General features: G+C 58.1%; 30 protein-coding genes and 1 tRNA gene. 12 read left to right on the top strand and 19 right to left on the bottom strand.

The features are described 5' to 3' along the window. The first annotated feature begins 85 nt into the window (after positions 1 to 85). On the top strand, positions 86 to 931 hold the full coding sequence (locus ASF69_RS17745; protein ID WP_062589530.1) for a universal stress protein: 846 nt from the start codon (positions 86 to 88) through the stop codon (positions 929 to 931). 418 nt (positions 932 to 1349) lie between these two features. On the opposite strand, the gene ASF69_RS17740 is transcribed toward ASF69_RS17745, so the two are convergent. The 4 genes from ASF69_RS17740 to ASF69_RS17725 form a co-directional block, all read right to left on the bottom strand. Then, complete coding sequence (locus ASF69_RS17740) at positions 1350 to 2123, bottom strand: amino acid ABC transporter ATP-binding protein (RefSeq protein WP_062589529.1); 774 nt, start codon at positions 2121 to 2123, stop codon at positions 1350 to 1352. A gap of 11 nt (positions 2124 to 2134) precedes the next feature. Then, positions 2135 to 3292, bottom strand: a complete 1158-nt coding sequence (locus tag ASF69_RS17735; RefSeq protein ID WP_062589528.1) for an amino acid ABC transporter permease — start codon at positions 3290 to 3292, stop codon at positions 2135 to 2137. Between the two features lie 3 nt (positions 3293 to 3295). Continuing rightward, positions 3296 to 4489, bottom strand: a complete 1194-nt coding sequence (locus tag ASF69_RS17730; protein WP_062589527.1) for an amino acid ABC transporter permease — start codon at positions 4487 to 4489, stop codon at positions 3296 to 3298. 158 nt (positions 4490 to 4647) lie between these two features. Next, positions 4648 to 5670: an amino acid ABC transporter substrate-binding protein gene (locus tag ASF69_RS17725; protein ID WP_062589526.1), complete on the bottom strand. Its 1023-nt coding sequence runs from the start codon at positions 5668 to 5670 to the stop codon at positions 4648 to 4650. A 433-nt stretch (positions 5671 to 6103) separates the two neighbouring features. Here ASF69_RS17725 and ASF69_RS17720 point away from each other — a divergent pair, with 433 nt between their 5' ends. Then, complete coding sequence (locus ASF69_RS17720) at positions 6104 to 7291, top strand: cystathionine beta-lyase (RefSeq protein WP_062589525.1); 1188 nt, start codon at positions 6104 to 6106, stop codon at positions 7289 to 7291. Between the two features lie 12 nt (positions 7292 to 7303). Here ASF69_RS17720 and ASF69_RS17715 read toward each other — a convergent pair whose 3' ends face one another. Together ASF69_RS17715 and ASF69_RS17710 are read right to left on the bottom strand one after the other, a co-directional pair. Continuing rightward, positions 7304 to 8473 (bottom strand): FAD-dependent monooxygenase, encoded by a 1170-nt coding sequence (locus ASF69_RS17715; protein WP_062589524.1) that lies wholly within the window; start codon positions 8471 to 8473, stop codon positions 7304 to 7306. A gap of 26 nt (positions 8474 to 8499) precedes the next feature. Further along, positions 8500 to 8745 (bottom strand): zinc-finger domain-containing protein, encoded by a 246-nt coding sequence (locus ASF69_RS17710; RefSeq protein WP_062589881.1) that lies wholly within the window; start codon positions 8743 to 8745, stop codon positions 8500 to 8502. 151 nt (positions 8746 to 8896) lie between these two features. On the opposite strand from ASF69_RS17710, the gene ASF69_RS17705 reads away from it, so the two are divergent. From ASF69_RS17705 to ASF69_RS17690, 4 genes are all read left to right on the top strand, one after another. Next, positions 8897 to 9679 (top strand): alpha/beta hydrolase, encoded by a 783-nt coding sequence (locus ASF69_RS17705; RefSeq protein WP_062589880.1) that lies wholly within the window; start codon positions 8897 to 8899, stop codon positions 9677 to 9679. A 141-nt stretch (positions 9680 to 9820) separates the two neighbouring features. Next, complete coding sequence (gene cysE / locus ASF69_RS17700; protein WP_062589523.1) at positions 9821 to 10645, top strand: serine O-acetyltransferase; 825 nt, start codon at positions 9821 to 9823, stop codon at positions 10643 to 10645. Between the two features lie 118 nt (positions 10646 to 10763). Continuing rightward, positions 10764 to 10967 carry a DUF3126 family protein gene (locus ASF69_RS17695; RefSeq protein ID WP_062589522.1) on the top strand — a complete coding sequence of 68 codons (204 nt, stop codon included), beginning with the start codon at positions 10764 to 10766 and terminating at the stop codon, positions 10965 to 10967. Positions 10968 to 11336: 369 nt separating this feature from the next. Next, positions 11337 to 11411: transfer RNA gene (locus ASF69_RS17690), tRNA-Glu, on the top strand. Between the two features lie 92 nt (positions 11412 to 11503). On the opposite strand, the gene recJ is transcribed toward ASF69_RS17690, so the two are convergent. From recJ to ASF69_RS17660, 6 genes are all read right to left on the bottom strand, one after another. Further along, entirely contained in the window at positions 11504 to 13306 is a 1803-nt protein-coding gene (gene recJ, locus ASF69_RS17685) for a single-stranded-DNA-specific exonuclease RecJ (protein ID WP_062589879.1), read from the bottom strand. A 96-nt stretch (positions 13307 to 13402) separates the two neighbouring features. Continuing rightward, positions 13403 to 13603, bottom strand: a complete 201-nt coding sequence (locus ASF69_RS17680) for a hypothetical protein (protein ID WP_156462106.1) — start codon at positions 13601 to 13603, stop codon at positions 13403 to 13405. A gap of 587 nt (positions 13604 to 14190) precedes the next feature. Beyond that, positions 14191 to 14679 (bottom strand): GNAT family N-acetyltransferase, encoded by a 489-nt coding sequence (locus ASF69_RS17675; RefSeq protein WP_348271382.1) that lies wholly within the window; start codon positions 14677 to 14679, stop codon positions 14191 to 14193. Further along, the gene (gene gatA / locus ASF69_RS17670; protein WP_062589520.1) at positions 14673 to 16154 is read right to left on the bottom strand and encodes an Asp-tRNA(Asn)/Glu-tRNA(Gln) amidotransferase subunit GatA; all 1482 of its coding nucleotides are present in this window, start codon (positions 16152 to 16154) and stop codon (positions 14673 to 14675) included. Before gatA ends, ASF69_RS17675 begins: the two co-directional genes overlap by 7 nt. Positions 16155 to 16215: 61 nt before the next feature. Then, positions 16216 to 16503, bottom strand: a complete 288-nt coding sequence (gene gatC / locus ASF69_RS17665) for an Asp-tRNA(Asn)/Glu-tRNA(Gln) amidotransferase subunit GatC (protein ID WP_062589519.1) — start codon at positions 16501 to 16503, stop codon at positions 16216 to 16218. A gap of 70 nt (positions 16504 to 16573) precedes the next feature. After that, positions 16574 to 17278: a metal-dependent hydrolase gene (locus ASF69_RS17660; RefSeq protein WP_062589518.1), complete on the bottom strand. Its 705-nt coding sequence runs from the start codon at positions 17276 to 17278 to the stop codon at positions 16574 to 16576. Positions 17279 to 17361: 83 nt separating this feature from the next. Between ASF69_RS17660 and ASF69_RS17655 the strand changes: the two genes are divergently transcribed. Together ASF69_RS17655 and ruvX are read left to right on the top strand one after the other, a co-directional pair. Continuing rightward, positions 17362 to 17664 (top strand): alkylphosphonate utilization protein, encoded by a 303-nt coding sequence (locus ASF69_RS17655; RefSeq protein WP_062589517.1) that lies wholly within the window; start codon positions 17362 to 17364, stop codon positions 17662 to 17664. A gap of 10 nt (positions 17665 to 17674) precedes the next feature. Beyond that, entirely contained in the window at positions 17675 to 18166 is a 492-nt protein-coding gene (ruvX, locus tag ASF69_RS17650; protein WP_062589516.1) for a Holliday junction resolvase RuvX, read from the top strand. Here ruvX and ASF69_RS17645 read toward each other — a convergent pair. From ASF69_RS17645 to ASF69_RS17625, 6 genes are all read right to left on the bottom strand, one after another. Next, a complete protein-coding gene (locus ASF69_RS17645; RefSeq protein ID WP_062589515.1) occupies positions 18106 to 18435 on the bottom strand; it encodes a DUF6105 family protein in 330 nt (109 codons plus the stop codon). The genes ruvX and ASF69_RS17645 overlap by 61 nt on opposite strands. Next, positions 18432 to 18593, bottom strand: coding sequence for a hypothetical protein (locus ASF69_RS23165; protein WP_156462105.1), 162 nt, complete (start codon positions 18591 to 18593; stop codon positions 18432 to 18434). The genes ASF69_RS17645 and ASF69_RS23165 overlap by 4 nt, the downstream gene beginning before the upstream one ends. Positions 18594 to 18795: 202 nt before the next feature. Next, complete coding sequence (locus ASF69_RS17640; protein ID WP_062589514.1) at positions 18796 to 19449, bottom strand: TetR/AcrR family transcriptional regulator; 654 nt, start codon at positions 19447 to 19449, stop codon at positions 18796 to 18798. Positions 19450 to 19566: 117 nt separating this feature from the next. Further along, a complete protein-coding gene (locus tag ASF69_RS17635; RefSeq protein WP_062589513.1) occupies positions 19567 to 19761 on the bottom strand; it encodes a type II toxin-antitoxin system HicA family toxin in 195 nt (64 codons plus the stop codon). A 5-nt stretch (positions 19762 to 19766) separates the two neighbouring features. Continuing rightward, positions 19767 to 20009, bottom strand: coding sequence for a DUF1902 domain-containing protein (locus tag ASF69_RS17630; protein ID WP_062589512.1), 243 nt, complete (start codon positions 20007 to 20009; stop codon positions 19767 to 19769). A gap of 101 nt (positions 20010 to 20110) precedes the next feature. Then, entirely contained in the window at positions 20111 to 21763 is a 1653-nt protein-coding gene (locus ASF69_RS17625) for an acyl-CoA dehydrogenase family protein (protein WP_062589511.1), read from the bottom strand. A 155-nt stretch (positions 21764 to 21918) separates the two neighbouring features. On the opposite strand from ASF69_RS17625, the gene ASF69_RS17620 reads away from it, so the two are divergent. From ASF69_RS17620 to dprA, 4 genes are read left to right on the top strand one after another with little or no spacing between them, the layout of a single operon-like run. Beyond that, positions 21919 to 22875, top strand: coding sequence for an aspartate carbamoyltransferase catalytic subunit (locus ASF69_RS17620; protein ID WP_062589510.1), 957 nt, complete (start codon positions 21919 to 21921; stop codon positions 22873 to 22875). Next, positions 22872 to 24164 (top strand): dihydroorotase, encoded by a 1293-nt coding sequence (locus ASF69_RS17615; protein WP_062589509.1) that lies wholly within the window; start codon positions 22872 to 22874, stop codon positions 24162 to 24164. The genes ASF69_RS17620 and ASF69_RS17615 overlap by 4 nt, the downstream gene beginning before the upstream one ends. A 32-nt stretch (positions 24165 to 24196) precedes the next feature. After that, complete coding sequence (gene plsY, locus ASF69_RS17610; RefSeq protein ID WP_062589508.1) at positions 24197 to 24814, top strand: glycerol-3-phosphate 1-O-acyltransferase PlsY; 618 nt, start codon at positions 24197 to 24199, stop codon at positions 24812 to 24814. Positions 24815 to 24849: 35 nt separating this feature from the next. Next, entirely contained in the window at positions 24850 to 25992 is a 1143-nt protein-coding gene (gene dprA, locus ASF69_RS17605; protein WP_062589506.1) for a DNA-processing protein DprA, read from the top strand. Here the strand turns inward: dprA and ASF69_RS23635 are convergent. Continuing rightward, positions 25945 to 26175 (bottom strand): hypothetical protein, encoded by a 231-nt coding sequence (locus ASF69_RS23635; RefSeq protein ID WP_082469771.1) that lies wholly within the window; start codon positions 26173 to 26175, stop codon positions 25945 to 25947. The genes dprA and ASF69_RS23635 overlap by 48 nt on opposite strands. Positions 26176 to 26298: the final 123 nt, after the last annotated feature.

Below are 26298 nucleotides of genomic sequence, written 5' to 3'. Positions count from 1 at the left end.
CTTGCCAAGGAAAGCACTCTGCAGGCGTAAACAATAGCGGAAGGCGGCCATGCCTTCTCGCTTTGCCACAACGAGGAGCCCGACCATGGGTTACAGAACGATACTTGCCGTCATGGACACCGCCGAAAATGCGAGGACGCTGGGCGAATTTACGACGTCTCTTGCGAATAGTTTTTCTGCTCACGTCATCGGGCTGCACATGGAGGCATTCGCCGCCGTTCCGCTTGTCGCGCCCATGGAAATGCCGGATCCGGCAACAGTTCAGGCCATGCAGGAAGTCGCGCAGAAGGAAACCTCCGATATCGGCGCCATCTTCGAGCGGAAGATGGCGAGTGAGGGCGTCTCGCACGAGTGGCGCAGCTTCGTTTCGTCGATCGGCTACTCATCCAACAGCGCCGTTCAAAGCGCCCGCTGCGCAGATATTGTCGTCGTGCGTCAGACCAAAGCCGCCGCCATGTCCGACAGCCGCGCCGAATTCGACAGCTTTCTCTACGAAAGCGGCCGTCCCGTCCTTCTCGTGCCCCACGTCCTCCAGCAGCCGAAGCCCATTGAACGCGTGCTCGTTGCCTGGAACGGCTCGCGAGAAGCGACTCGTGCCGTCTTCGATGCCCTGCCATTCATGATTGCCGCCAAAAGCGTGGAGATTTTCACGGTCGGCAAGGAAGAGGGCGACGACCAGTCGGACACGCTCGCAGGCACGGAAATCGCATCCACCCTCGCCCGCCACGGCATCAACGTGTCTGTGACGTCACAGGAAAAGGCCCACGGCATGTCCGCTGAAAAGGCCATAGAGCAACGCCTCTTCGACAACAGCATCGACCTGCTGGTCATGGGGGCTTACGGGCACTCGCGGTGGTGGGAAATGCTGTTTGGCGGCGTAACCCGCTCGGTTCTCGAAAAGACAACCGCCCTCACCCTGCTCTCCAGGTAAAGAAACCCGGAACCGCCACAAAAAAGACCCGCCAGAGCACTGACGGGTCTTCAAACTTTCTCATTTCGCATCGGCGAATATGGCAGTGAAACAAGTCTCCAAGTCCTCCGCCATCCCCCACTTGATGCGGGATTCAGTGCGATCAAGTCCTCGATCGCGACAGATTTGTGGACCTCAAAAGCGCCGCCAATGGTCTCTGATCCGGCGCCAGATATCGGCGATGGAGCATCTCGACAGGGCTTTCTCGGCATTCTCAGGCCCGACACATAAGTGAGGCGCCTTTTCGAAAAAAGCCGAACAGGCGACCCTTTCCACTCTCGTCACGCGCGTCACCCGAGACAAATGCTGTGCCTGTCGGCGCAGCTCAGCTCAAGCGGTCGGCCACCTCGGTACTTAACCGAAATGGCCGCCTGTAATCCTAGTGAAGGATCTGGCTGAGGAACAGCTTTGTACGCTCATGCTGCGGGTTGTCGAAGAACTCGGCAGGCGAATTCTGCTCGACGATCTGGCCCTGGTCCATGAAGATCACGCGGTTGGCGACCTGGCGGGCAAAGCCCATTTCATGCGTCACGCACAGCATGGTCATGCCGTCTTCGGCAAGGCTCACCATGGTGTCGAGCACTTCCTTGACCATTTCCGGGTCGAGCGCCGATGTCGGCTCATCGAACAGCATGATCTTTGGCTTCATGCAGAGCGAACGGGCAATTGCCACGCGCTGCTGCTGACCGCCCGAAAGCTGGCCCGGATATTTGTGAGCCTGCTCGGGAATCTTGACGCGCTTGAGGTAATGCATCGCAATTTCTTCTGCTTCCTTCTTGGGCGTCTTGCGAACCCAGATCGGCGCCAGCGTGCAGTTTTCAAGAATGGTCAGATGCGGGAAGAGGTTGAAGTGCTGGAACACCATGCCGACTTCGCGGCGCACTTCATCGATCTTCTTCAGGTCGTTCGTCAGCTCGATGCCATCGACTTCGATCCTGCCGGACTGGTGCTCTTCCAGACGGTTGATGCAGCGGATCATCGTGGATTTGCCCGAACCCGAAGGACCGGCGATAACGATGCGCTCGCCCTTCATGACCTTCAGATTGATGTCGCGCAGCACGTGGAAATCGCCGTACCACTTGTTCATGCCGGTGATTTCGATTGCAACGTCGGTCGTGGAAACGGCCAGTTTCTTTGCTTGGGTTTCTGCCATGAGTTTTTCCCTTATTTTTTATGTCCGGTGTCGAGGTGCCGTTCCATGAACAGCGAGTAACGCGACATGCCGAAGCAGAAGATCCAGAATACGAAGCCGGCGAAGATGTAGCCGGTGACGGGCGTCACGGGGGTGGCCCAGTTCGCATCAGACTGGTTGAGGTTGACGATGCCCAAGAGGTCGAACATGCCGATGATCGACACGAGCGATGTATCCTTGAACAGACCGATAAAGGTGTTGACGATGCCCGGGATGACGAGCTTCAGCGCCTGCGGAAGAACGATCAGACGCGTCTTCTGCCAGTAGTTCAGGCCGAGCGAATCCGCACCTTCATACTGTCCCTTCGGAATGGCCTGCAAGCCGCCGCGAATGACTTCCGCCATATAGGCAGACGCAAACAGCGACACACCCACAAGCGCGCGCAGGAACTTGTCGAAGGTCCAGCCATCGGGCAGGAACAGCGGCAGCATGATGCTGGCGAAGAACAGCACCGTAATCAGCGGAATGCCACGGATGACTTCGATGAAGGTCACGCAAAGCGTCTTGATGACCGGCATGGTCGAACGACGACCGAGCGCTAGAAGAATGCCGAGAGGCAGAGACACGGTAATCCCGAAAAACGACAGGATCAGCGTTACCATCAAGCCGCCCCAGAGCTGCGTTTCCACCTGTGGCAGGCCGAAATAGCCGCCGACAAGCAGGAAGAACGAAACGAAGGGCAGAACGATGAACAGAAGAATGCCGTTCAGCGACTTGTGCGGCGCCTTGGGGATCAGCATCGGAATGAGCAGAACGACGAAGGCTGCGAGAACCAGCAGCGGACGCCAGCGCTCTTCGAGCGGGTAACGGCCGAACATGAACTGTTCGAACTTGGCATTGACGAAGGCCCAGCACGCCCCGGACTGGCCGTCCGGCAAGGCTCCGCCCTGCGCAACCGTCAGGCAGGCAGTACGGTCCGTGCCGGTCCATGTGGCATGAAGAAACAGCCACTGGATCATCGGCGGAATGATGTAGACCAGAAACGCAATCGCCAGCAACGTGAAGATCACGTCCTTGGGCGTAGCGAACAGCTTGGTACGCAGCCAGTGCACGACGCCGACCTGACTGGACGGAGCGGGCTCTGGCTGAACCATGGTCGGGCGAACATAGGAGATTTGATTGGTTGTCATTGCTTATCTCTCCACCAGCGCCATCTTCGCGTTGAACCAGTTCATGATCAGCGCAGTCGTAAGCGACAATGAAAGGTAGACCAGCAACCATATGGCCACGACTTCGACGGCCTGCCCAGTCTGGTTGAGGATGGTACCACCAACCGCGACCAGATCCGAAAAGCCGACGGCAACCGCGAGCGACGAGTTCTTGGTCAGGTTGAGATACTGGCTGGTCAGCGGCGGAATGATGATACGCATGGCCTGGGGTACGATGATCAGGCGCGTCGTGGTGTTGCCGCGCAGACCAAGCGCATTGGCGGCTTCTGTCTGTCCCTTTGGCACAGCCTTGATGCCACCGCGCACGATTTCGGCGATGAAGGAGGCCGTGTAGAAGGAAAGTGCCAGGTAGAGCGACAGGAATTCAGGTGCAACAACCGCACCGCCCGTCAGGTTGAAACGGCCAGCGACAGGATAGTCGAAGGTCAGCGGTGCGCCGAGCGCCAGAAATGTCAGCACCGGCAGGCCGATGATGATCGCCGTTCCGACCAGTCCGGTGCGAAATGGCTGGCCTGTCCGCATCTGCCGCGCCTTTGCCCAGCGATAGACGAAATAGGTGATGACGATGCCGACAAGAAACGCCACCGGAATAAGCCACGCGCCTTCGCCCCACACGGACTTCGGGTAAAACAGGCCGCGATTGTTGACGAATGTCCCAAGCGGCATGGCCACAGAGTCCCGCGCCTGAGGCAGGATGGTGATGACGCCCTTGTACCAGAAGAAGATGACAAGCAGCGGCGGCAGGTTACGGAAGATTTCGACATAGGCCTGCGCCAGTTTCGAGATCAGCCAGTTGTGCGACAGTCTGGCGATACCAACGATGAAACCGATAATCGATGCCGTTATGATACCGAGAATAGCGACCTGCAACGTGTTCAGCAGGCCAACGAGAAAGGCCCGGCCAAAGGTGTTGTCATTGTTGTAGTCAATCAACGACTGACCGATATCGAAGCCCGCTCTGCCGTTTAGAAAGCCGAAGCCCGAAGAAATATTGGACCGCTGAAGATTATGAATGGTGTTGCTCGTGATTATCCAGACAAAGAAAGCCAGAATAGCCAGGGTCACAACTTGATAGAATATCCCGCGCATACGCGGATCATTGATAATGGATGTCGCGCTTTTTGAGCTGGACTCCGGGTGGAGCGCTTTGCCTGCCATCGGCACCTTTCCCTCTGTGTGCTCTTTGCGAGCTTCTTTTAACTTTTTTGCATTGCGGGTCGAGCGGTACGGAAACAGCTCTCGACCATCATGCCAATGCTATTCGGGAGGCAAGACATTCGTCCCGCCTCCCGCATAAAGCTGCCGTGAAGCGGCTATTAGCGGATTGGCGGAGCGTACTGCAGGCCGCCCTTCGTCCACAGAGCGTTCTGGCCGCGTTCGATCTTCAGCGGCGAACCGGCGCCAACGTTGCGATCGAAGACTTCGCCGTAGTTACCAACCTTCTTGATGATGTTGTAAGCCCACTCGTTGGTCAGGCCGAGATCGGTACCGATCTTGGTGCCTTCTTCCGTGCCGAGCAGACGCTTCAGGTCGGGGTTGTTGGCGCTCTTCTGTTCGTCAACGTTCTTGGATGTTACGCCAAGTTCTTCAGCGTTGATCATCGCGTAGTGAACCCAGCTGACGATGTCGAACCACTGCTCATCACCCTGGCGAACGGCTGGTCCAAGCGGCTCCTTGGAGATGACTTCAGGCAGAACGACGTTCTCGTCCGGAGCCTTCATCTTCAGACGGATGGCATAGAGGCCCGACTGGTCGGTGGTGTAAACGTCGCAACGGCCGCTGTCATAAGCGGAAGTGGCGTCGGATTCTTTTTCGAACACGACCGGGTTGTACTGAAGGTTGTTGGTCTTGAAGTAGTCGGCAAGGTTGAGCTCGGTCGTCGTGCCCTGCTGAACGCAGACGGCAGCGCCGGACAGCTCAAGCGCAGACTTCACGTTCAGGCTCTTCTTTACGATGAAGCCCTGGCCGTCATAGTAGTTGACGGTGCGGAAGTTGAAGCCGAGCGATGTGTCGCGGCTGATCGTCCAGGTAGTGTTACGTGTGAGAACGTCGATTTCGCCGGACTGAAGCGCAGGGAAGCGGTCCTTGGAAGACAGGGCGACGAATTTCGCCTTGGATGGGTCACCGAAGACGGCGGAAGCGATACCGCGGCAGTAATCAACATCGATACCGGACCATTCACCCTTGTCGTCAGGGTTCGAGAAGCCTGGAATACCAGAGCTCACGCCGCATGTGACGAAACCCTTTGCCTTGACGTCTGCGAGCGTGGCGGCAGATGCAGCCGATGCAGCCGCGAAAACCGCTGCGCCAATGGCGGCTGTCAGAAGTGCCTTTTTCATTTTTTCCCAACCTTTGTTTCTTATTCGTAATAGAAGATGCCGCATATCTTGTCGCATACGACCGGCTCCCCGCTTCACCTCCCGGTGCGCGTTTCTATCACAATCGCAATTGCCGTCACGGTCAAGTCTCGCCCACAAGAATTGTGTCCAAAAAACGGATTTTTTCAAAAAACGACCTTTTTATGGGCAAATGTCCAATATTTACGCTTAAAAGGGCTAAAATCTGCTCAGGCTGTCAGGCAGGTAGACTGAAATATCCCCTCCCGACTCCTCCTGAAGTAGCAAACGGGAGCGAAATTTGGAGCCGGTACAATGTTGAGTATCAATTCCGGCTTCTGTGTGCACATCAAACGTTCGAAATAACGAAGTCTTGACCGCAAGCGGTTTTGAAGACCATCTTCCGCTGCATCGATGAGTGAAAGATGAAGTGAGCATGACACATAAAGACGCGATCCTGAACGCCGCCGGCACCAATACCCGCCTGGCTCATCTTGGCAACGATCCGGCCAGCTACCACGGCTTTGTAAACCCGCCTATCGCGCGCGGTTCCACCGTGTTGTTTCCCGATGCCCGAACCCTGGTTGCGGAGGATCAGGCCTATACCTATGGCACGCATGGCACGCCGACAACGGATGCGCTGTGCGACATGGTCAACAGTCTGGAAGGTTCAGCCGGCACCATTCTTCTGCCATCCGGGCTCGCTGCCGTCACCGTGCCGTTCCTTGCCTATCTGTCGGCAGGCGACCACGCATTGATCGTTGATTCCGTCTATTTTCCCACCCGCCGCTTCTGCAACACGATGCTGAAACGGCTCGGTGTCGAGGTGGAATATTACGATCCGGCTATCGGTGCGGACATCGAAACCCTGATCCGGCCGAACACGCGTCTGATCCATCTGGAAGCACCCGGCTCCAACACATTCGAGATGCAGGATGTGTCGCTCATGACCTCCATCGCCCACGCCCATGATTGCGTGGTGACCATGGACAATACCTGGGCAACACCGCTTTATTTCAAACCTCTGGATCACGGTGTCGATGTATCCATCCACGCCGCCACGAAATATCCGGCTGGCCATTCGGATGTCCTCATGGGCTTCGTCTCATCCAATGAAAAGCACTGGCAGAAGCTTCACGATGCGAACCGCGACCTTGGCCTGTGCGTGACGTCCGACGATGCCTACCAGGTGCTGCGCGGTATGCGCACCATGGGCGTGCGGCTGGAACACCACCGCAAGAGCGCGCTCGATATTGCGCAATGGCTGGAAGGGCGCGATGACGTGGCGCAGGTTCTGCACCCTGCGCTGGAAAGCTTCGCCAGCCACGATCTCTGGAAGCGCGATTTCAAGGGTTCGAGCGGCGTATTCTCCTTCGTGCTGAAGGCACCAGAAGGTCGCTTCAGGGAAAAATCGCACGCCTTTCTCGACGCTCTGTCGATCTTTGGACTTGGCTTTTCCTGGGGCGGTTACGAATCGCTTGCGGTGCCGGTCTCATTGCGCGACCGCACAGTTGCGAAAGGACCGACGGACGGTCCGCTTATCCGCCTGCAAATCGGCCTTGAAGATGTTGCAGACATCAAGCGCGATCTGGAGGCGGGCTTTGCCGCTGCAGCGCTGGCCTGAAGGAAGCGCTCTTTAAAGCCCTTCCGCGCGATATCCGTAAAGCCAGTCGAGGTCCGCCAGAAACGCTTCTGGCGGTCTTATCGACAGCAGAATATCGCGGCCCAGACGCAATGGGCCGCTGGCATGATAGGCAAATTTGTTGAGTTCTGCCCGTTTGCGCGCTTTTTCGATGCGTGGAAGGCGATGCGCTTCGAAGCGTTGCAGCGCTTCGCCAAGCGAGGCGTGGCGATGGACGAAAGCCGCAAGCTCGAAGGCATCTTCCATGGCCATGGCAGCACCCTGGGCGGCAAAGGGCATCATTGCGTGGGCGGCATCGCCGATGATCACCGTATCGCTACCATTATGCCACCTGCCCTGCCCCGCGTGAAACAGCGGCCAGAAGGTGGGCCTTGAAATGGTCTTCAGCATTTCGGCAAAGGCCGGGTTCCAGCGCCGGAACTGGTTGAGAAGAAGCGTGTGCTGCTTGCCCTGGGCTTCGGCCTTCCAGGTATCTCCCGGATTGGCCCCTGCGGCGATTGCCACAATATTGAAGCCGCTCTTTTCCGCCAGTGGATAAGCCACCAGATGCGCGGAGGGCCCGAGGAAACCCTTGACCGATTGACTTAACAGAAAGTCAGGCACATCGCTCTGGGCAACCGTGAAGCGCCAGGCGATGTTGCCAGAGAAGGTGGCCACCGGACTTGCGGGCACGGCAAAACGTGCGCAGGACCAGACCCCGTCTGCTCCGACAATCAGGTCATGCTCCTGAAAGGTGATGGCGGCAACGATCGATTTATTGACGGCATCCAGGCGCTTGCCCAGATGCAGGGTGCACAGTGGATTGCCTTGCACGGCGCGAAGAAGTGCCGCCTGCAGCGTTGCCCTGTGCAGCACGCCGTAGGGCGCCCCCCACCGGCTGCGTGCAACTTCCCGCATCGGCAACGATACAAGACGCTTCAGCGAACGTCCGGATTGAAGATCGACCGTTTCCGGCTCGAGCCACTGGGCTTCGAGCGTGGGCAGCACGTCCAGCGCAGAAAGGATGCGCGCTGCGTTGGGAGAGACCTGCAGGCCCGCCCCAACCTCTTCCAGGCTTTCCGCCTGCTCTATGATATCGCAGCGCACGCCATAGCGGGCAAAAGAAAGAGCGGCGGTCAATCCGGCAACGCCGGCACCGATGATCGCAACCGATTTCACGGGCATGGAAAGCCCCAAGTCTTGAATGTGAGTTAAGCTGCCTTAACGTGGAAGACGCAGCCGGGCGGGTTTGTCTGCGTTGCCTTCAGCGACGGATTGTAGCGGTACAACGTCGAGCAGTAGGAACAGACCTTTTCGTTGTCATCGCCCATATCGATGAAGATATGCGGATGATCGAAAGGAACGGACGCGCCCGTGCACATGAATTCCTTGACCCCGATTTCGATCGCGCTGTGTCCGCCATCGTTCTGGAAGTGGGGAATGGTATGACCGGCCATGTTCGTCTCCAAATGCAAAATCGTGATTGAGCGATGCTCTGCTTTTGCGGATATGTAGCGCCAAATGCGCGCCACCTCCACAGAAAACATTGCAGAATCTGTTCAACCTTGCGATTTCCTGACATATGCTGCGCCAAAAAGGATGTCCTTGATGAATCTCAATGTTCCGCACTATTCTCACTTCCTTCGCGATGGCGTTCAGCTTTCCTACTTCGATGAGGGCGACCCTTCCGGTGCGCCGGTGCTGCTGATTCACGGCTTTGCCTCCAGCGCCGCCGTCAACTGGGTGCACCCCGGCTGGGTAAAGACTTTGGGAGAAGCCGGTTACCGGGTCATCGGTATCGATAATCGCGGACATGGCAACAGCGACAAGCCGCATGATCCAGGCGCTTATTACCCAGCCATCATGGCGGATGATGCGGTTGGCCTGTTGAACCATCTCGGCATTCCTCAGGCGCATGTCATGGGTTACTCCATGGGCGCACGCATATCCGCCTTCGTCGCCATGGCGCATCCTGAGCGCGTTCAGTCGCTGGTCTTCGGTGGTCTTGGCATCGGCATGGTGGATGGCGTGGGCGATTGGGACCCGATTGCCGAGGCCCTGCGCGCGCCCTCGCTCGATGTCGTCACCCATGAACGTGGCCGCATGTTCCGCGCCTTTGCCGACCAGACCAGGAGCGACCGTATTGCGCTTGCCGCCTGCATCGAAACGTCGCGCGTTCTCGTCACCCGCGAAGAGGCGGCAAAAATCGATGTCCCGACATTGATTGCCGTTGGCACGAAGGATGATATTGCCGGTTCGGGCCAGGAGCTTGCCGATCTGATGCCACATGCCAGGGCCATCGATATTCCCGGCCGCGACCATATGCTGGCCGTGGGTGATCGTGTGTTCAAGGCTGCGGTTCTGGAGTTTTACCGGGGTATTGCTGAATAATTGCCTGTCAGGCGAATCATTTTCCAAAAAGCTTTCAGAAAAACTGATGCTTTCGCGTCTTTAACCGCGTTATTAAATCACCATTTCAAGGTGACGCATTTTTCTGTATAAAAGAACGGCACCAATCAAGGGAGACCAGTCATGGTCGCACGCACAGAGGCACGCCAGCAGGATCAGCTTTCCGTTGTCGATCCCATCTGGGGAAGTTTGCAGAATGAGGCAAGGGCAGCGGCAGCGCAGGATACCCTCCTCTCCGCTTTCTTCTACTCGACCATTCTGAACCATCATTCCCTGGAAGAATGCGTCATCTACCGTATCTGTGAGCTTCTCGACCATCCCGACATGCAGTCGGTCCTCTTGCGACAGACTTTCGAGGAGATGCTCGAAGACTGGCCGGAATGGGGCGCTATCCTGCGCGTCGATATTCAGGCTGTCTACGACCGCGACCCCGCCTGCACCCGCTTTATCGAGCCGGTCCTCTACTTCAAGGGTTTCCACGCCATCCAGACACACCGTCTGGCCCACTGGCTGTGGAACAAGGGGCGACGCGATTTTGCGCTTTACCTGCAAAGCCGGTCCTCAAGCGTTTTCCAGACCGACATCAATCCGGCTGCGCAACTTGGCAAGGGCATGTTCCTTGATCACGCCACCGGTCTGGTGGTCGGCGAAACGGCAGTCATCGGCGACAATGTCTCCATCCTCCATGGTGTCACGCTGGGCGGCACCGGGAAGGAGGGCTCGGATCGCCATCCGAAAATCCGCAGCGGCGTTCTCATCGGCGCCGGTGCCAAAATTCTCGGCAACATCGAGATCGGCCATTGCTCGCGCATCGCCGCAGGCTCCGTCGTGCTCAAGCCCGTACCGCCCAATGCCACGGTTGCAGGCGTACCGGCCAAGGTGGTTGGTGAGGCTGGCTGCAGGGAGCCTTCGCGCATCATGGACCAGATCGTCGGCGCAGACATCTAGGCCTGCGGACAATCGCTTCGCGTCGGTGGATCACAGCGACGTTTTTTCGCCTAGACTTTACTTTCGCCTTTAAGCCATGCCAAAAGCGGCGCAACGTGAACCGCACAGGAGAACAGTGGTGAAAGCCGAAGAAATCAAAAAGCTCGACGCCTATTTCAAGCGCACCTTCAGCGACAAAATGGTTGTGAAGGCTCGTCCGCGCAAGGACGATTCGGCGGAAGTGTATATCGGCGAAGAATTCCTCGGCGTCGTATATCTCGATGACGAAGACGGCGACCGCTCCTACAATTTCTCCATGGCGATCCTCGACGTCGACCTCTAGGCACCATTCGGTGACATTAGAATTTGAAAGCCGCTCGCCAGCAATATTGGCGGGCGGCTTTTTTGTTTGGAATGCTGAAAGCCTGCTCCGAAATTTTCCTGCAAACGCTCTGGAACAATTTCTGCGTTGTCCCGTTATTCGCTCGTCCCCCGACGAAGCGTGGGATTTAAGAGCACTGGGACACCCCCCTGATTCCCGTCTTAAATCCCACGCTTTCCCCCTTCCCCCGATTTTTCTCGTGAGACAAACGCCCGGCTTTCCACAGCCAGCGGCTCCGTTTTTAAAAAAATGTCATCGAAATGCAAAAAAGTGGAAATAGGCGCTTGCGGAGAATCCGGTGCCTGACTATAAGGGCGCCACACAGCGTACGCGCCCTTCGTCTATCGGTTAGGACGTCAGATTTTCATTCTGAAAAGAGGGGTTCGACTCCCCTAGGGCGTACCACTCTCCCAATAAAATCATTGCAATACATACGTTTCTTAAAGTGAAACGCAAACGTTGACGCGTCATGAGTTGGCGCGGCTAAGCGTTACAGTTTACGACGCGATAGCGGCATCGAGGATGCGCAGTTGGACCCGGCGTTGCCCCTGCCATTGTTCCGCACCCAGCGTTCCCGCAACATGGATCTGGCGACCGCGCGATGACATCAGCATCTGTCCGAGCGGCGCATCGGCGGCGCGGAAGGCGATCCCATCAAGCCGGGAGCCATCCAGAGCTACAAGAGTAATCTTCACATGCGACGTGCCGACAATGCGCACATCACGCAGACGATGGGCAGGAACGGCGAAAATAGGCTGGGAATGGCCGGAGCCGTAGGGACCAGCCTGCTCCATCTGCTCGACAAGCGCAAGCGTCGCACCTGAGGCACCAATCGCTCCGTCGATCTTCAGAACACTGTTCTCAACCAGCTGAGAGACCGTCTTCTGGGCGGCCTCCTCAAAAAATGTACGCAGGCGCCCAAGATTGGCGCGTTCTACCGTCAGTCCCGCCGCCATGGCGTGCCCGCCACCCTTGACCAGCAGCCCGGCATCGACAGCGTTGCGCACCATGCGACCCATGTCGAAACCGTTTATGGAGCGCCCTGACCCCGTGCCCTTGCCCTGCGAATCCAGTGCTATTGCGAATGCCGGACGGCGGAAGCGATCCTTGAGACGCGACGCCAGCAAACCCACGATGCCCGGATGCCAGTTCTCCCGCGCCGTGACGATGACGCCAGCGCCGGAGCCGTCTCCATATTCATAGAGGGCCTCTGCCTCCGCCTCCGCCAGCATGGCGGCTTCCATGGCCTGACGTTCGCGGTTCAGCTCATCCAGCTGCTCGGCAATAACCTCAGCCTGGGCTTCATCATCAAGCGTCAGCAGACGGCTACCGAGTGCGGCATCACCGATGCGGCCACCGGCGTTGATGCGGGGGCCGACAAGGAAGCCGAAATGGTACGGCGTGACCGGCCCGCCTAGACCCGCCTTCTTGAACAGAGCGGCAAGCCCCGCATTCTTCATGTGGCGCGCGGCGATCAGGCCCTTGACCACATAGGCGCGGTTGAGGCCCTTGAGCGGCACCACATCGCAAACCGTCGCCAGGGCAACAATATCCAGATAGGACAGGAGATCGAGCATATAGGCGCGGCTGTCCCGCTGGTCTTTCAACAGGCGCAGCGTGGCAACGAGAACGAGAAACACGACGCCAGCGGCGCATAGGTGCCCCTGCCCGGACAGATCGTCCTCGCGGTTGGGATTGACCAGCGCCACCGCAGGCGGCAACTCTGTCCCCACCTGGTGATGATCGATCACGACAACATCCGTTCCGGCATCGCGCGCAGCGATGAGCGACTCGCGACTGGTGGAGCCGCAGTCCACGGTTATGATGAGCGTTGCCCCATTGGCTGCAAGCTGCTGCATGGCGGCGGGGTTGGGACCATAACCTTCGAAGATGCGATCTGGAATGTAGATCGTCGGCTCCAGACCGAAATGGTGCAGAAACCGATACATCAGCGCCGAAGACGATGCGCCATCGACGTCGTAATCCCCGAAGATCGCGACCTTCTCCTGACGCTGGATGGCGGCTGCAATACGCGCCGCAGCCTTTTCGCAATCCGTCAGAGAATGCGGATCGGGCATCAGCGAACGGATCGTGGGATCAAGAAAAGCAAGTGCGTCATCAACGCCGACACCGCGCCCGGCAAGAACGCGCGCGACGAGTTCCGGTATGCCGTGAACCTGTGACATGGCCAGAGCGCGGTTTTGCCCGGCCTGATCAAGCCGTGACATCCACTTCTGCTCCGTCGCCGACAGCTCCACACCGAGAAATGCTCTCGGCACGGCATCGACCGCTTCAATCATCACCATGCTTCAGCTTATCCATTCAGCCCGCTTGTCCCCATACGGGCTAAAGGCCGAAACCGGCTTTTTCAAGTGTTAATCTCAGCCCGAGCTGACTTACCACAGAGGTGCGAAGATGATGACGGCAAATCCGCAAACGACAGAGGCGACAAGACACAGTGCTCGCCAGTCTCTCTCCTGCGCCTCGATCTCGAATTCCAGACTGCGCAGATTGTCGTTTGCACCGACACGGCGCGGTTTTCGGCTGGTTTCGGGACGCACCAAATGGTCGTCCTTGAACATGATCGTTGATTTCACGGTCGCGCCTCCCTTCGCTTGGTGAACTGTTTCGAATATACCATCAACGCCTGGGTTTTTCAAAAGTTTCGATGTCAAAAATCGCGCCAGAATGCGCGCACAACAACGAATTCACGCGGCAGAAAACCACCCGTGTTAGAGCTGTTGATCTGAGAGCACACGCGGATGGCGGTTGGTCTCTTGGTGTCTTTGGTCTGTAGCTGCGCATCCGCGTGGCTTCAGTTCCGTCATTCCTTCGCTGCCCCGCCAAACCAGCCTTCGCGTGCCTGTTGGGGTGACGAGCCTGCCGCGTCGTGAATGATCGCGGCTTGCCCGTCCCTTTCGTTCATTACAGAGCCTCCGCCTGCATCCGAGCCGTGAATGGTCTCGCATACCGGTGTCCGCACTCCTGCCTTGACGCGTCCTGTCTCCGGCCAAAAACCGAACCCGTCTACTTCCTGTCCGCAAGCGGCTCGCGATCCGCTGCTTCAAGAAAGCCGGTGAATTTTAAGCCGGCCCGGCGGGGTGTGAATGAAATGCAGAAAATAATTTTTGAAGGTCTGAGAAACACCGCCAGAAGCACATGGAAATGGCAAATCGGCGGTGCGCTACAGCACCTTTTCCAGCCGCACTTTCGGCAGCTCGATCTGCATGTGTTCCGACCAGCTGGTGCCACTCCAGACGATCTCAAATCCGCATCGCTCATAGAGCTTGATGGCATTCTCGTTTCTGGCATGGGTCGCGATCTTTGCGATGGGGATATCCGCCCCGCGCATCTGGTCGAGGAAGTGCTCGACCAGATGTCGCCCGATCCCACGGCCCTGCCATTGGGGATGCACCCATATGTCGGAGATATAGTCGGGCGCACCTTCGCGGGCACCCCAACCAACGACCACGCCGTCCAGCTTGACAATGGCAACATCGCCCGAGGCTTCAAGGGCGAAACTCTCAAACGCCTTGCGCACGCGCTCGATCACCGCCGGATCGAGGTGGGTATCCCTAAAGGCACCGCTGGATTGCCAGGCCGCAAAACCCACAAGGGCGACCGCTTCGCGATCGCCCTCGTTCAAATCGGTAATGTAAGCTTCGGTTACCACCACTTTGCGGGCGTGAACTTGCCCGCTGCCTGCTCGATTGCGTAAGCCGTCTTGAAGAGGGTCTCTTCCTCAAATGGCTTGCCAATGAGCTGGAGGCCGAGCGGCAGGCCCTTGCCGTCCAGACCCGCTGGAACCGAAAGGCCTGGAAGCCCCGCCATGTTGACGGTGATGGTGAAGACGTCCTGCAGGTACATCTTGACCGGATCTGCAGCCAGTTCCTTGTCGCCGATTTCGAACGCAGATGATGGCGTGATCGGCGCCAGGATGGCATCGACGCCTTCGTGGAACACATTCTCGAAGTCGCGCTTAATCAGCGTGCGGACCTTCTGTGCTCTGAGATAATAGGCGTCATAATAACCGGCCGAGAGAACATAGGTGCCGACCATGATACGGCGCTTGACTTCCGAGCCGAAGCCGGCGGCCCGGGTCTGCTCGTACATGTCGGCAATGTCCTTGCCGTCGACGCGAAGGCCGTAGCGAACGCCATCGTAGCGTGCCAGGTTGGACGAGGCCTCGGCGGGCGCAACGATGTAATAGGCTGGCAGAGCGTATTTCGTGTGCGGCAACGAGATATCGACAATCTCGGCACCGGCATCCTTGAGCCATGCAATGCCCTGCTGCCAAAGTTTTTCGATTTCTTCCGGCATGTTGTCGACGCGGTACTCCCTAGGAATACCGATCTTGAGGCCCTTCAGGGACTGGCCGATAGCCTGTTCGTAATCGGGCACCGGCATATCGACGGATGTCGTGTCTTTAGCGTCGACGCTCGCCATCGATTTCAAAAGGATCGCGGCATCGCGCACGTCACGCGCAATTGGACCAGCCTGATCGAGCGAGGATGCGTAAGCGACAATGCCCCAACGCGAGCAGCGGCCATAGGTTGGCTTGATGCCGACCGTGCCTGTAAAGGCCGCGGGCTGACGGATGGAACCGCCGGTATCGGTGGCGGTGGCACCGGCGCAAAGGTGCGCTGCAACCGCAGCAGCCGACCCGCCGGAGGAGCCGCCGGGCACCAGACCCTTGTCCGAACCATTGGCGCGCCACGGATTGACGACCGGGCCGTAATAGGAGCTTTCATTAGACGAGCCCATGGCAAATTCGTCCATGTTAAGCTTGCCGAGCATGACCGCGCCCTCATCCCAGAGGTTCTGGGTTACGGTCGATTCATAGGTGGGCTTGAAGCCATCAAGAACATGCGAGCAAGCCTGGGTATGGATATCGCGAACCGCGAAAAGATCCTTGACGCCGAGGGGAATGCCTTCCAGAGCGCCCGCTGTTCCACCCGCACGTCTTTCATCGGAGGCCTTGGCCATGTCCCGCGCCTTTTCAGGCGTGGTTGCCACATAGGCGTTCAGCTTTTCATTGGCGGCATCGATGGCAGACAGATAGGCATTCGTCAGTTCAACAGACGTAAATTCCTTGGCATCAAGCTTATCGCGCGCTTCGGCAATGGTCAGGCTGGTCAGGTCGGTCATATCGGCAACGGCTTTCGAAATATTTTAAGATCGGACGGGCGGGAGAAACCTTCGATAAGGCTTACTCAACCACCTTCGGGACGAGGAAGAAGTTGCGATCCGTCGAGGGAGCATTGGCAACGATGGTATCGGCCTTGTTGCCGTCATTCACCTCGTCGGTGCGCTTCTTCATTGCCACTGGTGTGACTGACGTCATCGGCTCCACGCCATCGACATTCACTTCCGAAAGCTGCTCCACAAAACCGAGAATGCCATTCAACTGACCAAGCATGATGTTGGCCTCTTCTTCGTTGACGGCAATACGGGCAAGATGCGCAACGCGCTTCACGGTGGCTAGATCAACGGACATGGTGCGACTCCGGACAAGAATTTTCCTACCCGCTATAATCACCATGTCCGTTCTTCGCAACGGTAGAATGTCAGAACGACAGTGTCTGCCCTACGCTCGGCGTATCGACGCGCGTTTCAGAGCCTTCCATTCCATTCACGAATTTTTCCGGCGTCTGCTCGATGATCGGGAACGAGCCATAGTGGCACGGGATGACATTGCGGAACTTGAAGAAACGCTGGCAGGCCAGTGCCGCAACAGCGCCGCCCATGGTGAAGCGATCACCGACGGGCACAAGGCCGATATCGGGCTCGTGCAGCTCATTGATGAGAGCCATGTCCGAGAAGATATCCGTATCGCCCATGTGGAAAACGGTCGGGCCATCCTCGAAATGCAGCATCAGGCCGTTAGCATTACCAAGCGCATGGGAAACGCCGTCTTCGGTAATCTGGGCGGAGGAATGAAGTGCGTTGGTGAAGGTGGCCGAAAAGCCATCAAAGGTGACCGTGCCGCCGGTATTGCCCATTTCCAGCTTCGAAACGCCCTTGGAGCCGAGCCATGCCGCGAGATCGGCATTGGCCAGAACTGTTGCGCCAGTGTCTTTTGCCAGCTGGATGGTATCGCCCACGTGGTCGCCGTGACCATGGGTGAGAAGAATGTGGGTAATGCCGCTGGCGGCGTCCTTGGCATCCTGACCGGCAAAGCCGGGATTTCCGGTGAAAAACGGGTCGATGAGGATTTTTGCCTTGCCGGTTTCAAGCCGAAACGCGGAATGGCCAAGCCAGGTAAGTTTCATGAAGTTCTCCTTTGTATTGAAGATATATTATGACATAGGACGGGCCAGACAACCGGCAGCCTCAAATATTTGGACACAGCACCATGGCAACAGATGACGACGAATATGTGTATGACGAAGCCACGGGTGAATGGCGCCCCGCATCGGAAGTTGCAGCCCAGGCCGCAAAGGCAAATGAAGTGCGCGACGCCAGCGGCACGCTGCTTGTGGACGGCGATTCGGTAACGCTGATCAAGGACTTGAAGGTCAAGGGCGCTGGAACGACCCTGAAGCAGGGCACCGTCATAAAATCCATTCGCCTGACAGACAATCCCGAAGAAATCGATTGCCGCCACGATGCCATCAAGGGCCTCGTGCTGCGCACGGAATTTGTTCGTAAACGCTGAGACGAGCCCCATGGCGACGCTGACGATCGAAGAACTTCCAGCTTTTCTTCAGGCCGGACAGGCCATTGCAGGGCTGGACCTCGGCACCAAGACGATCGGCCTTGCCATGTCCGATCTATCGAGACGCTTCGCGACCCCTCGCCCCGTCATCAAGCGTGTGAAATTCACGCAGGATGCGCAGGTTCTGCTGGAATTTGCCCAGAAGGAAAAAGTAGCGGCCTTCATCATCGGTCTGCCCATGAATATGGACGGTTCCTCCGGGCCGCGCGTGCAGGCAACACGCGCCTTCGTGCGTGCCATGAGCGAAAAGACCGATCTGCCTTTCGTCTACTGGGATGAGCGGCTTTCGACTGTTGCCGCTGAACGCGCGCTTCTGGAAATGGATGTGTCTCGTGCCAAGCGCGCGGAGCGGATCGATTCCGCCGCCGCCAGCTTCATTCTTCAGGGAGCCCTGGACAGGCTTTCCGCGCTTGGCAGAGTACCTGATGTCTTCGAAGACTGATTGCCGCGCCACCAGGCGACAAGCGACTTGCGCTTGCGAAAGCCGATGAGTGCAAACACGATCAGACTATCCACCACAATGGCGCGGGCAACCAGCGGCGGGATAGTCTCTGGCGGAATGCCGAGCACATTTCCGTAAATCTGGAAAACGAGGTCATGCGCCTGCCGGGTGAGCATGAAAATGCCGAAGCTCATGTCGTTGTAGGAAAGGCTGTACCAGCTGCCGAGAAGAACAATCGGGCCTGCCCAGAGGATGAGAAACCACTTCATGCGAGCTGCTCCCGTTGAAAGCCGGCAGCGGGAACGGCAGCCAGAACAGCCCAACGCAGGCAGGCCATGAGGCACAGATTGACCGTTGGCGCATCGATGTCCAACGGCAGCATTGCGAAGAACGTCATCATGACGATCAAGGATATCCAGCGGGTCACGGCGGTTCCTTTTCACACGTCCACAGACGCATGGTTAACAATTTCTTAACACAATGATCCCGGCCGTCCTCCTGGGCAAACGGAACTTGCTGTTATGGTTAACGAATGCCCGAGGGCTGTGGAAAAGTCATTGTGTAAGGTGCAGAACGCCAAGGGGTGCCGGTTGGCTCCCTTAATATTCGTATTTTCTAATATTAATTGATCAGCCGTAAACGCCGCGCACGATCCGCTTCACCGCCGTTCCAATCTTGTCCCAATCCTTCTCGTTTTTCAGCGCAACGCCGGCAAACTGGCCATTGGTGCCCCCCGCGATGACAAGATGCTGGATGGCGGCGAAGATGACGGCATTGACGGCGGCTGTATCGACGTTTTTCGGGGCTTGTAGCGATCCGCGCATTCGATCCAGCCATTTGGCAAGCGCCTTTGCCCTGGCATCGGCCAATTGCTTGACCTGCGGCGTGTTCTCCGACACTTCCCAGGCAATGATCTTGCACACCAGCGGATCGCTGCGCAGCGCCTCGATGTAATAGATCGCAAGACGCTCCATGAGATCGCCGTAGGTGAGCAGAAACATGCCGCCCGTATCCTCGGGAATGCGCTCCTTGACCCACGAACCGAGATCCGCGCCGATGGCTGCGACCAGACCCTCAAGACCGCCGAAATAGCGATAGATCAGTTGCTTGTCGCACCCGGCCCTGCGCGCCACGGCATTGATGCCGAAGCCCTGAAACCCTTCTTCCGCCAACAGGCTTTTGGCCGCTGCGAAGATGGCCTTTTCGGTGGCGGCGCGATCCTTGACGCGCTTTTCCGGCGTCGATGACGCAGTCAGGGCAACATTGCCATCGATGGCCAGCATATCAGGCGATTCTCCAAGTGGTGACGTGACCAAAGGAGTTAGCAAAGGGTTAATTTCCGAGCAATGCGCGGCACCGCGATGACGCGAAGGTAGCTGTGGATGAAATTGTCGCATCCATCAGAATGCTTTTGGAAGGCCCGCTTGCTTTAGCGTCTCATTGGCAGTGTGGCGGGACTTGGTGCCATGGTCGATCGTGAAGTGCCTGTTTGTCAAAGGGCTGAACCAAATTTCATGATCACCCTTGCCTGCCCTGACAAAATAGCATCCAGCTTCTGTCAAAAGGAATTTCAACTCTCGCAGAAAGCCAGCCATGGTGCTTAGAATGCCGGGTTTGGAATTTTTGCGAGATGCTCAGCCATGAAGTGAATGGGAATTTCTGGGAGATCGGAATCAACACCATTGAGTTCGATCAGATCTGCAATCGCGGCCAGAGCCTTTTTTTCAAGCAGCTCCACGGTTTCGGCTTCAACAGACAGGCCATCGATATCGTGACTCGAGGCGACCCAGACACCTGCTTCTTCATCCCAAAAGGCACGCACGATTATAGTAACGGTCTTCATGCGAGGTCACTCTCCGAATTGCTCAAAACCTGTCTTACTATTTAAGAGAAAGTCTTCCTGATTCATATGGTGCTGCGAAAAATAGAAACGGATTTCTACCATTACGCCACAGGCGGATACAGCAAATCGATGATGTAGGTCGGGTCGAAGCGGCTATCGAGCATGCCATAGGTGTGGCGCCAGCCGCCCGCCAGGCGGGTTTCGAGAAAGGCGTCTGCGATGCGGCCCGCACCGATGCGGCAGAGTTCTGCGGCGGCGGCGGCAAGCGCGAACTGTTCGACAAGCAGACGGGCAGCCCCTTCATCGCGTTCGCACAGTGCGATTGCCGCGCGCAGCACTTCGGTGGTCTTTTTGCCGGATGGACCGAGATCCCGTTCCAGCGTTTCGAAAACCAGATCGAACAGATCCTTGCCGCGCTGAAGCACGCGCAGCACATCCAGCGCCATGACGTTGCCGGAGCCCTCCCAGATGGCGTTGACAGGGGCTTCGCGGTAATGGCGCGCAATCGGGCGGTCTTCGACATATCCGTTGCCGCCAAGGCTTTCCATGGCTTCATAGATCAGTGCCGGCGCAATCTTGCAGCACCAGTATTTGACGATGGGCGTCATGACCCTTGCATAGGCCGCTTCCGCCGGATTGTTGCGGGCAGCGTCGAATGCAGCCGCAAGGCGGAACGAGAGCGCGGTCGATGCGGCGACATCCAGCGCCATATCGCCCAGAACGCGTGTCATCACCGGCTGGCTGACCAGCGGTTTGCCGAAGACGTTGCGGCCACGGGCAAAGTGAACCGCTTCCGCCAAGGAGGCGCGCATCATGCCGGACGAAGCCAGCGCGCAATCCAGCCGCGTCAGCGTCACCATGTCGAGGATGGTGCGGATACCGGCACCGGGATCCCCCAGCAGATAGCCGAATGCGTCGGAGAATTCGACTTCGGCAGAGGCATTGGAGCGGTTGCCGAGCTTGTCTTTCAATCGCTGGAAATGCAGGCCGTTGGCCGAGCCGTCTTCCAGAAAACGCGGAACGAGGAAGCAGCCCATGCCTTCGCCCATCTGGGCCAGCATGACGAAGCCATCGCTCATCGGCGCAGACAGAAACCACTTGTGGCCGGACAGGCGATAGATGCCCTCGCCCACGCGTTCCGCCGTGGTGCGGTTGGCGCGAACATCCGTGCCGCCCTGCTTTTCCGTCATGCCCATGCCGATGGTAACGGCGGTCTTCTGCATGGCGGGCTTTTGCGACGAATCATATTTGCGCGAGAGGATTTTCGGCGCCCATTCCTTCTGCACCCGTGGCGAAGCCATCATCGCAGCGACCGACGCATGGGTCATGGTCAGCGGACACAGATGGCCCGCCTCAAGCTGCGAGGTAAGATAGAATTTGGTGGCGCGAGCCTTGTGCTCGTTGCCGCGCGTTTCTGGCGTATTTTCCCAGGCGCTGCTGTGCAGACCCGATGACATGGAACGGCGCATCAGCGCGTGCCAGGCCGGGTGAAACTCCACCTGATCCAGCCGCTCGCCGCGCGGCCCATGGGTGTGCAGCTTCGGCGTGCTGACATTGGCCATACGCGCCAGTTCCTGCGCCTCGGAAGAGGTCACATAGCGTCCGATCTGATCGAACTCATCACGCAACGGGCGCGAAAGACTGGAGGTCAAATCCACGATCAACGGGTCTGAGCGGTAGGCATTGATGCCGGACCAGAGGCTGGGCTGGTTCAAATCGGCAAGCTGTTCTTCGTTCCGGTTCATATTCGTCATCGCGTGGCTATATCGGGATTCGCATTTTATTGCATGTATTAGGTCTGGCACGGCTTATCCCATGCTTGCCGACAAAGCCACCTGTCTTTATAGACCCGGTGACTAAAGCGAGCAGCATTGCCAGATGCTCTATTGCGACCCGGAGGACATATTCCATGGTCTATTATCCCCACCGCCACCTGCTTGGCATCAAGGGGCTTTCCCATCAGGATATCACCACTCTTCTCGACAAGGCCGATGAGGCGGTGAAAATAAGCCGTCAGCGCGAGAAGAAGACGTCGACCCTGCGCGGGCTGACCCAGATCAACCTGTTCTTCGAAGCATCCACGCGCACGCAATCATCCTTCGAACTGGCGGGCAAGCGGCTGGGCGCTGACGTGATGAACATGTCGGTCGGCAATTCATCCGTCAAGAAAGGCGAAACGCTGATCGATACGGCCATGACGCTGAACGCCATGCGCCCGGACGTGCTGGTGGTGCGCCACTCCTCGGCTGGTGCGGCGGCACTTCTTGCGCAAAAGGTGGCGTGCTCGGTGGTCAATGCCGGTGATGGCCAGCACGAACACCCGACACAAGCGCTTCTGGACGCACTCACCATCCGCCGCGCCAAGGGCACGCTGTCGGGCATGACGGTGGCGATCTGCGGTGACGTGCTGCATTCACGCGTTGCCCGCTCCAACATCATTCTCCTGAACCAGATGGGTGCGCGGGTGCGTGTTGTTGCGCCGCCAACGCTTCTGCCATCAGGCATCGGCCAGATGAGCGTGGAAGTCTACCACGACATGAAGGAAGGCCTTAAAGGCGCTGACGTGGTGATGATGCTGCGCCTGCAGCGTGAGCGCATGTCCGGCTCCTTCGTGCCTTCGGTGCGCGAATATTTTCATTATTACGGGCTGGACGCCGAAAAGCTGAAAGCCGCCAAGGAAGACGCGCTGGTGATGCACCCCGGCCCGATGAACCGCGGCGTCGAAATTGCCTCCGAAGTGGCCGATGGCCCGCAGAGCGTGATTGAAAGCCAGGTGGAAATGGGTGTGGCCGTGCGCATGGCCGTTATGGAAACCCTTCTTCTTTCGCAAAATCCCAATGCCAGAAATGAAGGAGAGCGCGTATGACCGCCGCAACCGTTCTCAAGAATGTCCGCATCATTGATCCTTCCCGCAATCTGGATGAGGTCGGCACGATCATCATCGGCGCTGACGGCACGATCCTGGCTGCTGGCAAGGACGCGCAGAATCAGGGTGCACCCGAAGGCGCTGTAGTGCGCGACGGACGCGGCGTGGTTGCAGCACCCGGTCTTGTGGATGCCCGCGTGTTTGTGGGTGAGCCCGGTGCGGAACACCGCGAAACCATCGAATCCGCATCGCGCGCAGCGGCAGCCGGTGGCGTGACCAGCATGATCGTGATGCCGGATACCGATCCTGTCATAGATGATATCGCGCTGGTGGAATTCGTGAAAAAGACCGCACGCGACAAGGCGCTGGTCAATATCTATCCGGCAGCGGCGCTGACAAAGGGTCTGCGCGGCGAGGAAATGACCGAATTCGGCATGTTGCGCGAAGCCGGTGCCGTCGCCTTCACCAATGGCCGCAAGGCCATGCCTGACACCGCCGTGCTGCGCCGCGCGATGACCTATGCGCGGGAACTGGGCGTGGTGATTTCGCTTGAGACCCGTGACCCCTATATCGGCCATGGCGATATGAATGAGGGCCTGTTTGCAAGCTGGCTCGGGCTTTCAGGCATTCCCCGCGAAGCCGAAATCATTCCGCTGGAGCGGGATTTGCGCATCGCCGCGCTGACCCGCGCCAACTACCACGCCGCCAAGATTTCCGTGCGGGAATCGGCCGAGGCGATTGCCCACGCAAAATCGCGCGGCGTAAAAGCCACCTGCGGCATTTCCATCAACCATCTGACGCTGAACGAAAACGATATCGGCGAATACCGCACCTTCTTCAAGCTCTCCCCACCGCTGCGCTCGGAAGACGATCGCATGGCCATGGTGGATGCTCTGAAGAACGGTACGATCGACATCATTGTCTCCTCGCACGACCCGCAGGATGTCGACACCAAGCGCCTGCCATTCTCGGATGCGGCAAGCGGTGCGATTGGTCTGGAAACCATGCTTGCAGCGGCCCTTCGGCTGTATCACAGCGATCAGGTGCCGCTGATGCGCCTCATCGATGCGCTCTCCACCCGCCCCGCCCAGATTTTCGGGCTGGACGCGGGAACGCTGAAGGTGGGCGCGAAGGCGGATATCACGCTGATCGATCTTGATGAGCCGTGGCTGGTTTCCGAGAAAAATCTGGTTTCCAGATCCAAGAACACACCATTTGAAGATGCTCGCTTTACCGGCCGCGCCGTTGCAACCTATGTTGCGGGCAAGCTGGTGCATTCCGCACAATAAGACCAAATAGACTGGATTGAGGGGACCTTTCCATGACCGAATTGACTGTTTGGGAGACTGCGCCCGCCCTGCTCGCGCTCGCGGCTCTGGTGGGATACCTGCTCGGCTCCATTCCATTCGGGCTGATCCTCACCCGCGCCGCAGGGCTGGGTGACGTCCGCAAGATCGGCTCGGGCAACATCGGCGCGACCAATGTGCTGCGCACCGGCAACAAGAAGCTGGCCGCCGCAACATTGCTGCTGGATGCTCTCAAGGGCACAGCTGCCGTTCTCCTCGCAAACGCCCTGTGGGGCTATGAGGCCTCACTGGTTGCAGGTTTCTTTGCCTTCCTCGGTCATCTCTTTCCAGTGTGGCTTGGCTTTAAGGGCGGCAAGGGCGTTGCGGTCTATATCGGCGTCCTCTTGGGGATTGCGCCCATCATGATGCTGGCTTTCGCGGCAGTCTGGCTGGCAACCGCCTTTATTACCAAATATTCCTCCCTGTCCGCATTGGTTGCAATGCTTGTCATCCCGGTTGCAATGTGGCTATTAGGCCCGCACAAGACGGCGCTGGCGGTGACGCTTCTCAGCATCATTTCCTGGTACATGCACCGGGAAAACATCAAGCGCCTGCTTGCGGGAACGGAAAGCAAGATCGGCAAGAAGGGCTGAGACGGGGGCGTCTCGTCCGGTTCGGGGGACGAGACATGGGGACAGAAGGCGAGACAAGACGCGGCATCCCGCTGACGGACAGGCAGCGCGTGGCATGGTTGCGGCTGATCCGCAGCGACAACATCGGTCCCGTCACCTTCCGTGAACTCATCAACCACTTCGGCAGCGCGGAAAAGGCGCTGGATGCATTGCCAGATCTCTCACGGCGTGGCGGCTCTGCCCGCAGCCCACGCGTCGCCTCTCCTGCCGAAGCCGAACGTGAAATCGAAGCCGCGGCAAAATTCGGCGCCCGCTTTGTCGGGATTGGTGAGCCGGATTATCCGCCTGCTCTGCGTGAAATCGACGGCGCGCCGCCGATCATCTCCATGAAGGGCTCGGCGTCACCCGCGATCCGCCCTTCCCTTGGAATTGTCGGCTCACGCAACGCTTCCATCAACGGCGCGAAATTCGCCGCCATGCTGGCGCGGCAGTGCGGTCAGGCCGGGTACACCATAGCTTCGGGCCTTGCCAGAGGCATAGATGCGGCAGCCCACGCCGCCAGCCTCTCCACCGGCACCGTTGCCATGCTCGCCGGCGGGCTGGACAAGCCCTACCCGCCTGAAAACCTGCGGCTGCTGGACGATATCTACGCCAATGGCGGCGCAACCATCAGCGAAATGCCCTTCGGCTGGGAGCCGCGCGCGCGCGATTTTCCCCGTCGAAACCGGTTGATCGCGGGCGTATCCATGGGCGTTCTCATTGTTGAAGCGGCGGATCGCTCCGGCTCTTTGATCACGGCACGTCTGGCCGGCGAATTCGGACGGCTGGTCTTTGCTGTTCCCGGATCTCCGCTGGACGCGCGTTGCCACGGCACCAACCGCCTGATCAAGGACGGTGCCATGCTGGTAACGGAAGCCAGGGATATTCTCGATGCCCTGCGACCAATGATGGAGCCCACCCTGCCCATTCAGCACATTGCCAAGGAAGGCCGCGACGATGTCGAGATATCGCCACCGGGTGACGACGATCGCAGCATCATTGCTTCCGCCCTTGGGCCCTCGCCCGTGGAAACGGACGACATTATTCGCCACACCGGACTTCCAGCAGCAACTGTCTATCTCGTGCTGTTGGAGCTCGACATCGCGGGCCGACTAAATCGGCATTCCTCGGGGCGAGTTTCGCTTATTATGGCCGGCTGAGAGTTTGCGCCGACCTGTCTGGATATCGGTGGCCTCAATATAGGCCATTTCTATCAGGTAACATAACATCTCCGCACCCTCGCGCTCCGCAACAAAGCGCAGCTCAGCGAGAATTTGCCTGATATAGGCGAGACTTTCAGATGTCTGTAGATCCTTGCTCTGGTTGCTGTCTTGTGCACTCACGACAATGGTAACCTCAATTAAACCTGAATAATGGCGACACTCAAAAAGGCGTATCACTTCAATGGGGCAACCATAGCTTGTTTATCTATAATTGCAAATGAGAATTGCGTCCCCGATAGGTTG

This window comes from Rhizobium sp. Leaf311 (genome assembly GCF_001423445.1).
GTDB lineage: Bacteria > Pseudomonadota > Alphaproteobacteria > Rhizobiales > Rhizobiaceae > Agrobacterium.
Note: the sequence above shows the minus strand (reverse complement) of the source record. Positions and strands in the feature narration are given on the sequence as shown.

What these genes read in the sequence shown, in the direction of transcription:
- ASF69_RS17745 (WP_062589530.1), top strand. Translation starts at nt 86, where the DNA reads ATGGGTTACAGAACGATACTTGCCGTCATGGACACCGCCGAAAATGCG.
- ASF69_RS17740 (WP_062589529.1), bottom strand. Translation starts at nt 2,123, where the DNA reads ATGGCAGAAACCCAAGCAAAGAAACTGGCCGTTTCCACGACCGACGTT.
- ASF69_RS17735 (WP_062589528.1), bottom strand. Translation starts at nt 3,292, where the DNA reads ATGACAACCAATCAAATCTCCTATGTTCGCCCGACCATGGTTCAGCCA.
- ASF69_RS17730 (WP_062589527.1), bottom strand. Translation starts at nt 4,489, where the DNA reads ATGGCAGGCAAAGCGCTCCACCCGGAGTCCAGCTCAAAAAGCGCGACA.
- ASF69_RS17725 (WP_062589526.1), bottom strand. Translation starts at nt 5,670, where the DNA reads ATGAAAAAGGCACTTCTGACAGCCGCCATTGGCGCAGCGGTTTTCGCG.
- ASF69_RS17720 (WP_062589525.1), top strand. Translation starts at nt 6,104, where the DNA reads ATGACACATAAAGACGCGATCCTGAACGCCGCCGGCACCAATACCCGC.
- ASF69_RS17715 (WP_062589524.1), bottom strand. Translation starts at nt 8,473, where the DNA reads ATGCCCGTGAAATCGGTTGCGATCATCGGTGCCGGCGTTGCCGGATTG.
- ASF69_RS17710 (WP_062589881.1), bottom strand. Translation starts at nt 8,745, where the DNA reads ATGGCCGGTCATACCATTCCCCACTTCCAGAACGATGGCGGACACAGC.
- ASF69_RS17705 (WP_062589880.1), top strand. Translation starts at nt 8,897, where the DNA reads ATGAATCTCAATGTTCCGCACTATTCTCACTTCCTTCGCGATGGCGTT.
- cysE (WP_062589523.1), top strand. Translation starts at nt 9,821, where the DNA reads ATGGTCGCACGCACAGAGGCACGCCAGCAGGATCAGCTTTCCGTTGTC.
- recJ (WP_062589879.1), bottom strand. Translation starts at nt 13,306, where the DNA reads ATGATTGAAGCGGTCGATGCCGTGCCGAGAGCATTTCTCGGTGTGGAG.
- gatA (WP_062589520.1), bottom strand. Translation starts at nt 16,154, where the DNA reads ATGACCGACCTGACCAGCCTGACCATTGCCGAAGCGCGCGATAAGCTT.
- gatC (WP_062589519.1), bottom strand. Translation starts at nt 16,503, where the DNA reads ATGTCCGTTGATCTAGCCACCGTGAAGCGCGTTGCGCATCTTGCCCGT.
- ASF69_RS17660 (WP_062589518.1), bottom strand. Translation starts at nt 17,278, where the DNA reads ATGAAACTTACCTGGCTTGGCCATTCCGCGTTTCGGCTTGAAACCGGC.
- ASF69_RS17655 (WP_062589517.1), top strand. Translation starts at nt 17,362, where the DNA reads ATGGCAACAGATGACGACGAATATGTGTATGACGAAGCCACGGGTGAA.
- ruvX (WP_062589516.1), top strand. Translation starts at nt 17,675, where the DNA reads ATGGCGACGCTGACGATCGAAGAACTTCCAGCTTTTCTTCAGGCCGGA.
- ASF69_RS17645 (WP_062589515.1), bottom strand. Translation starts at nt 18,435, where the DNA reads ATGAAGTGGTTTCTCATCCTCTGGGCAGGCCCGATTGTTCTTCTCGGC.
- ASF69_RS17640 (WP_062589514.1), bottom strand. Translation starts at nt 19,449, where the DNA reads ATGCTGGCCATCGATGGCAATGTTGCCCTGACTGCGTCATCGACGCCG.
- ASF69_RS17635 (WP_062589513.1), bottom strand. Translation starts at nt 19,761, where the DNA reads ATGGCTGGCTTTCTGCGAGAGTTGAAATTCCTTTTGACAGAAGCTGGA.
- ASF69_RS17630 (WP_062589512.1), bottom strand. Translation starts at nt 20,009, where the DNA reads ATGAAGACCGTTACTATAATCGTGCGTGCCTTTTGGGATGAAGAAGCA.
- ASF69_RS17625 (WP_062589511.1), bottom strand. Translation starts at nt 21,763, where the DNA reads ATGACGAATATGAACCGGAACGAAGAACAGCTTGCCGATTTGAACCAG.
- ASF69_RS17620 (WP_062589510.1), top strand. Translation starts at nt 21,919, where the DNA reads ATGGTCTATTATCCCCACCGCCACCTGCTTGGCATCAAGGGGCTTTCC.
- ASF69_RS17615 (WP_062589509.1), top strand. Translation starts at nt 22,872, where the DNA reads ATGACCGCCGCAACCGTTCTCAAGAATGTCCGCATCATTGATCCTTCC.
- plsY (WP_062589508.1), top strand. Translation starts at nt 24,197, where the DNA reads ATGACCGAATTGACTGTTTGGGAGACTGCGCCCGCCCTGCTCGCGCTC.
- dprA (WP_062589506.1), top strand. Translation starts at nt 24,850, where the DNA reads ATGGGGACAGAAGGCGAGACAAGACGCGGCATCCCGCTGACGGACAGG.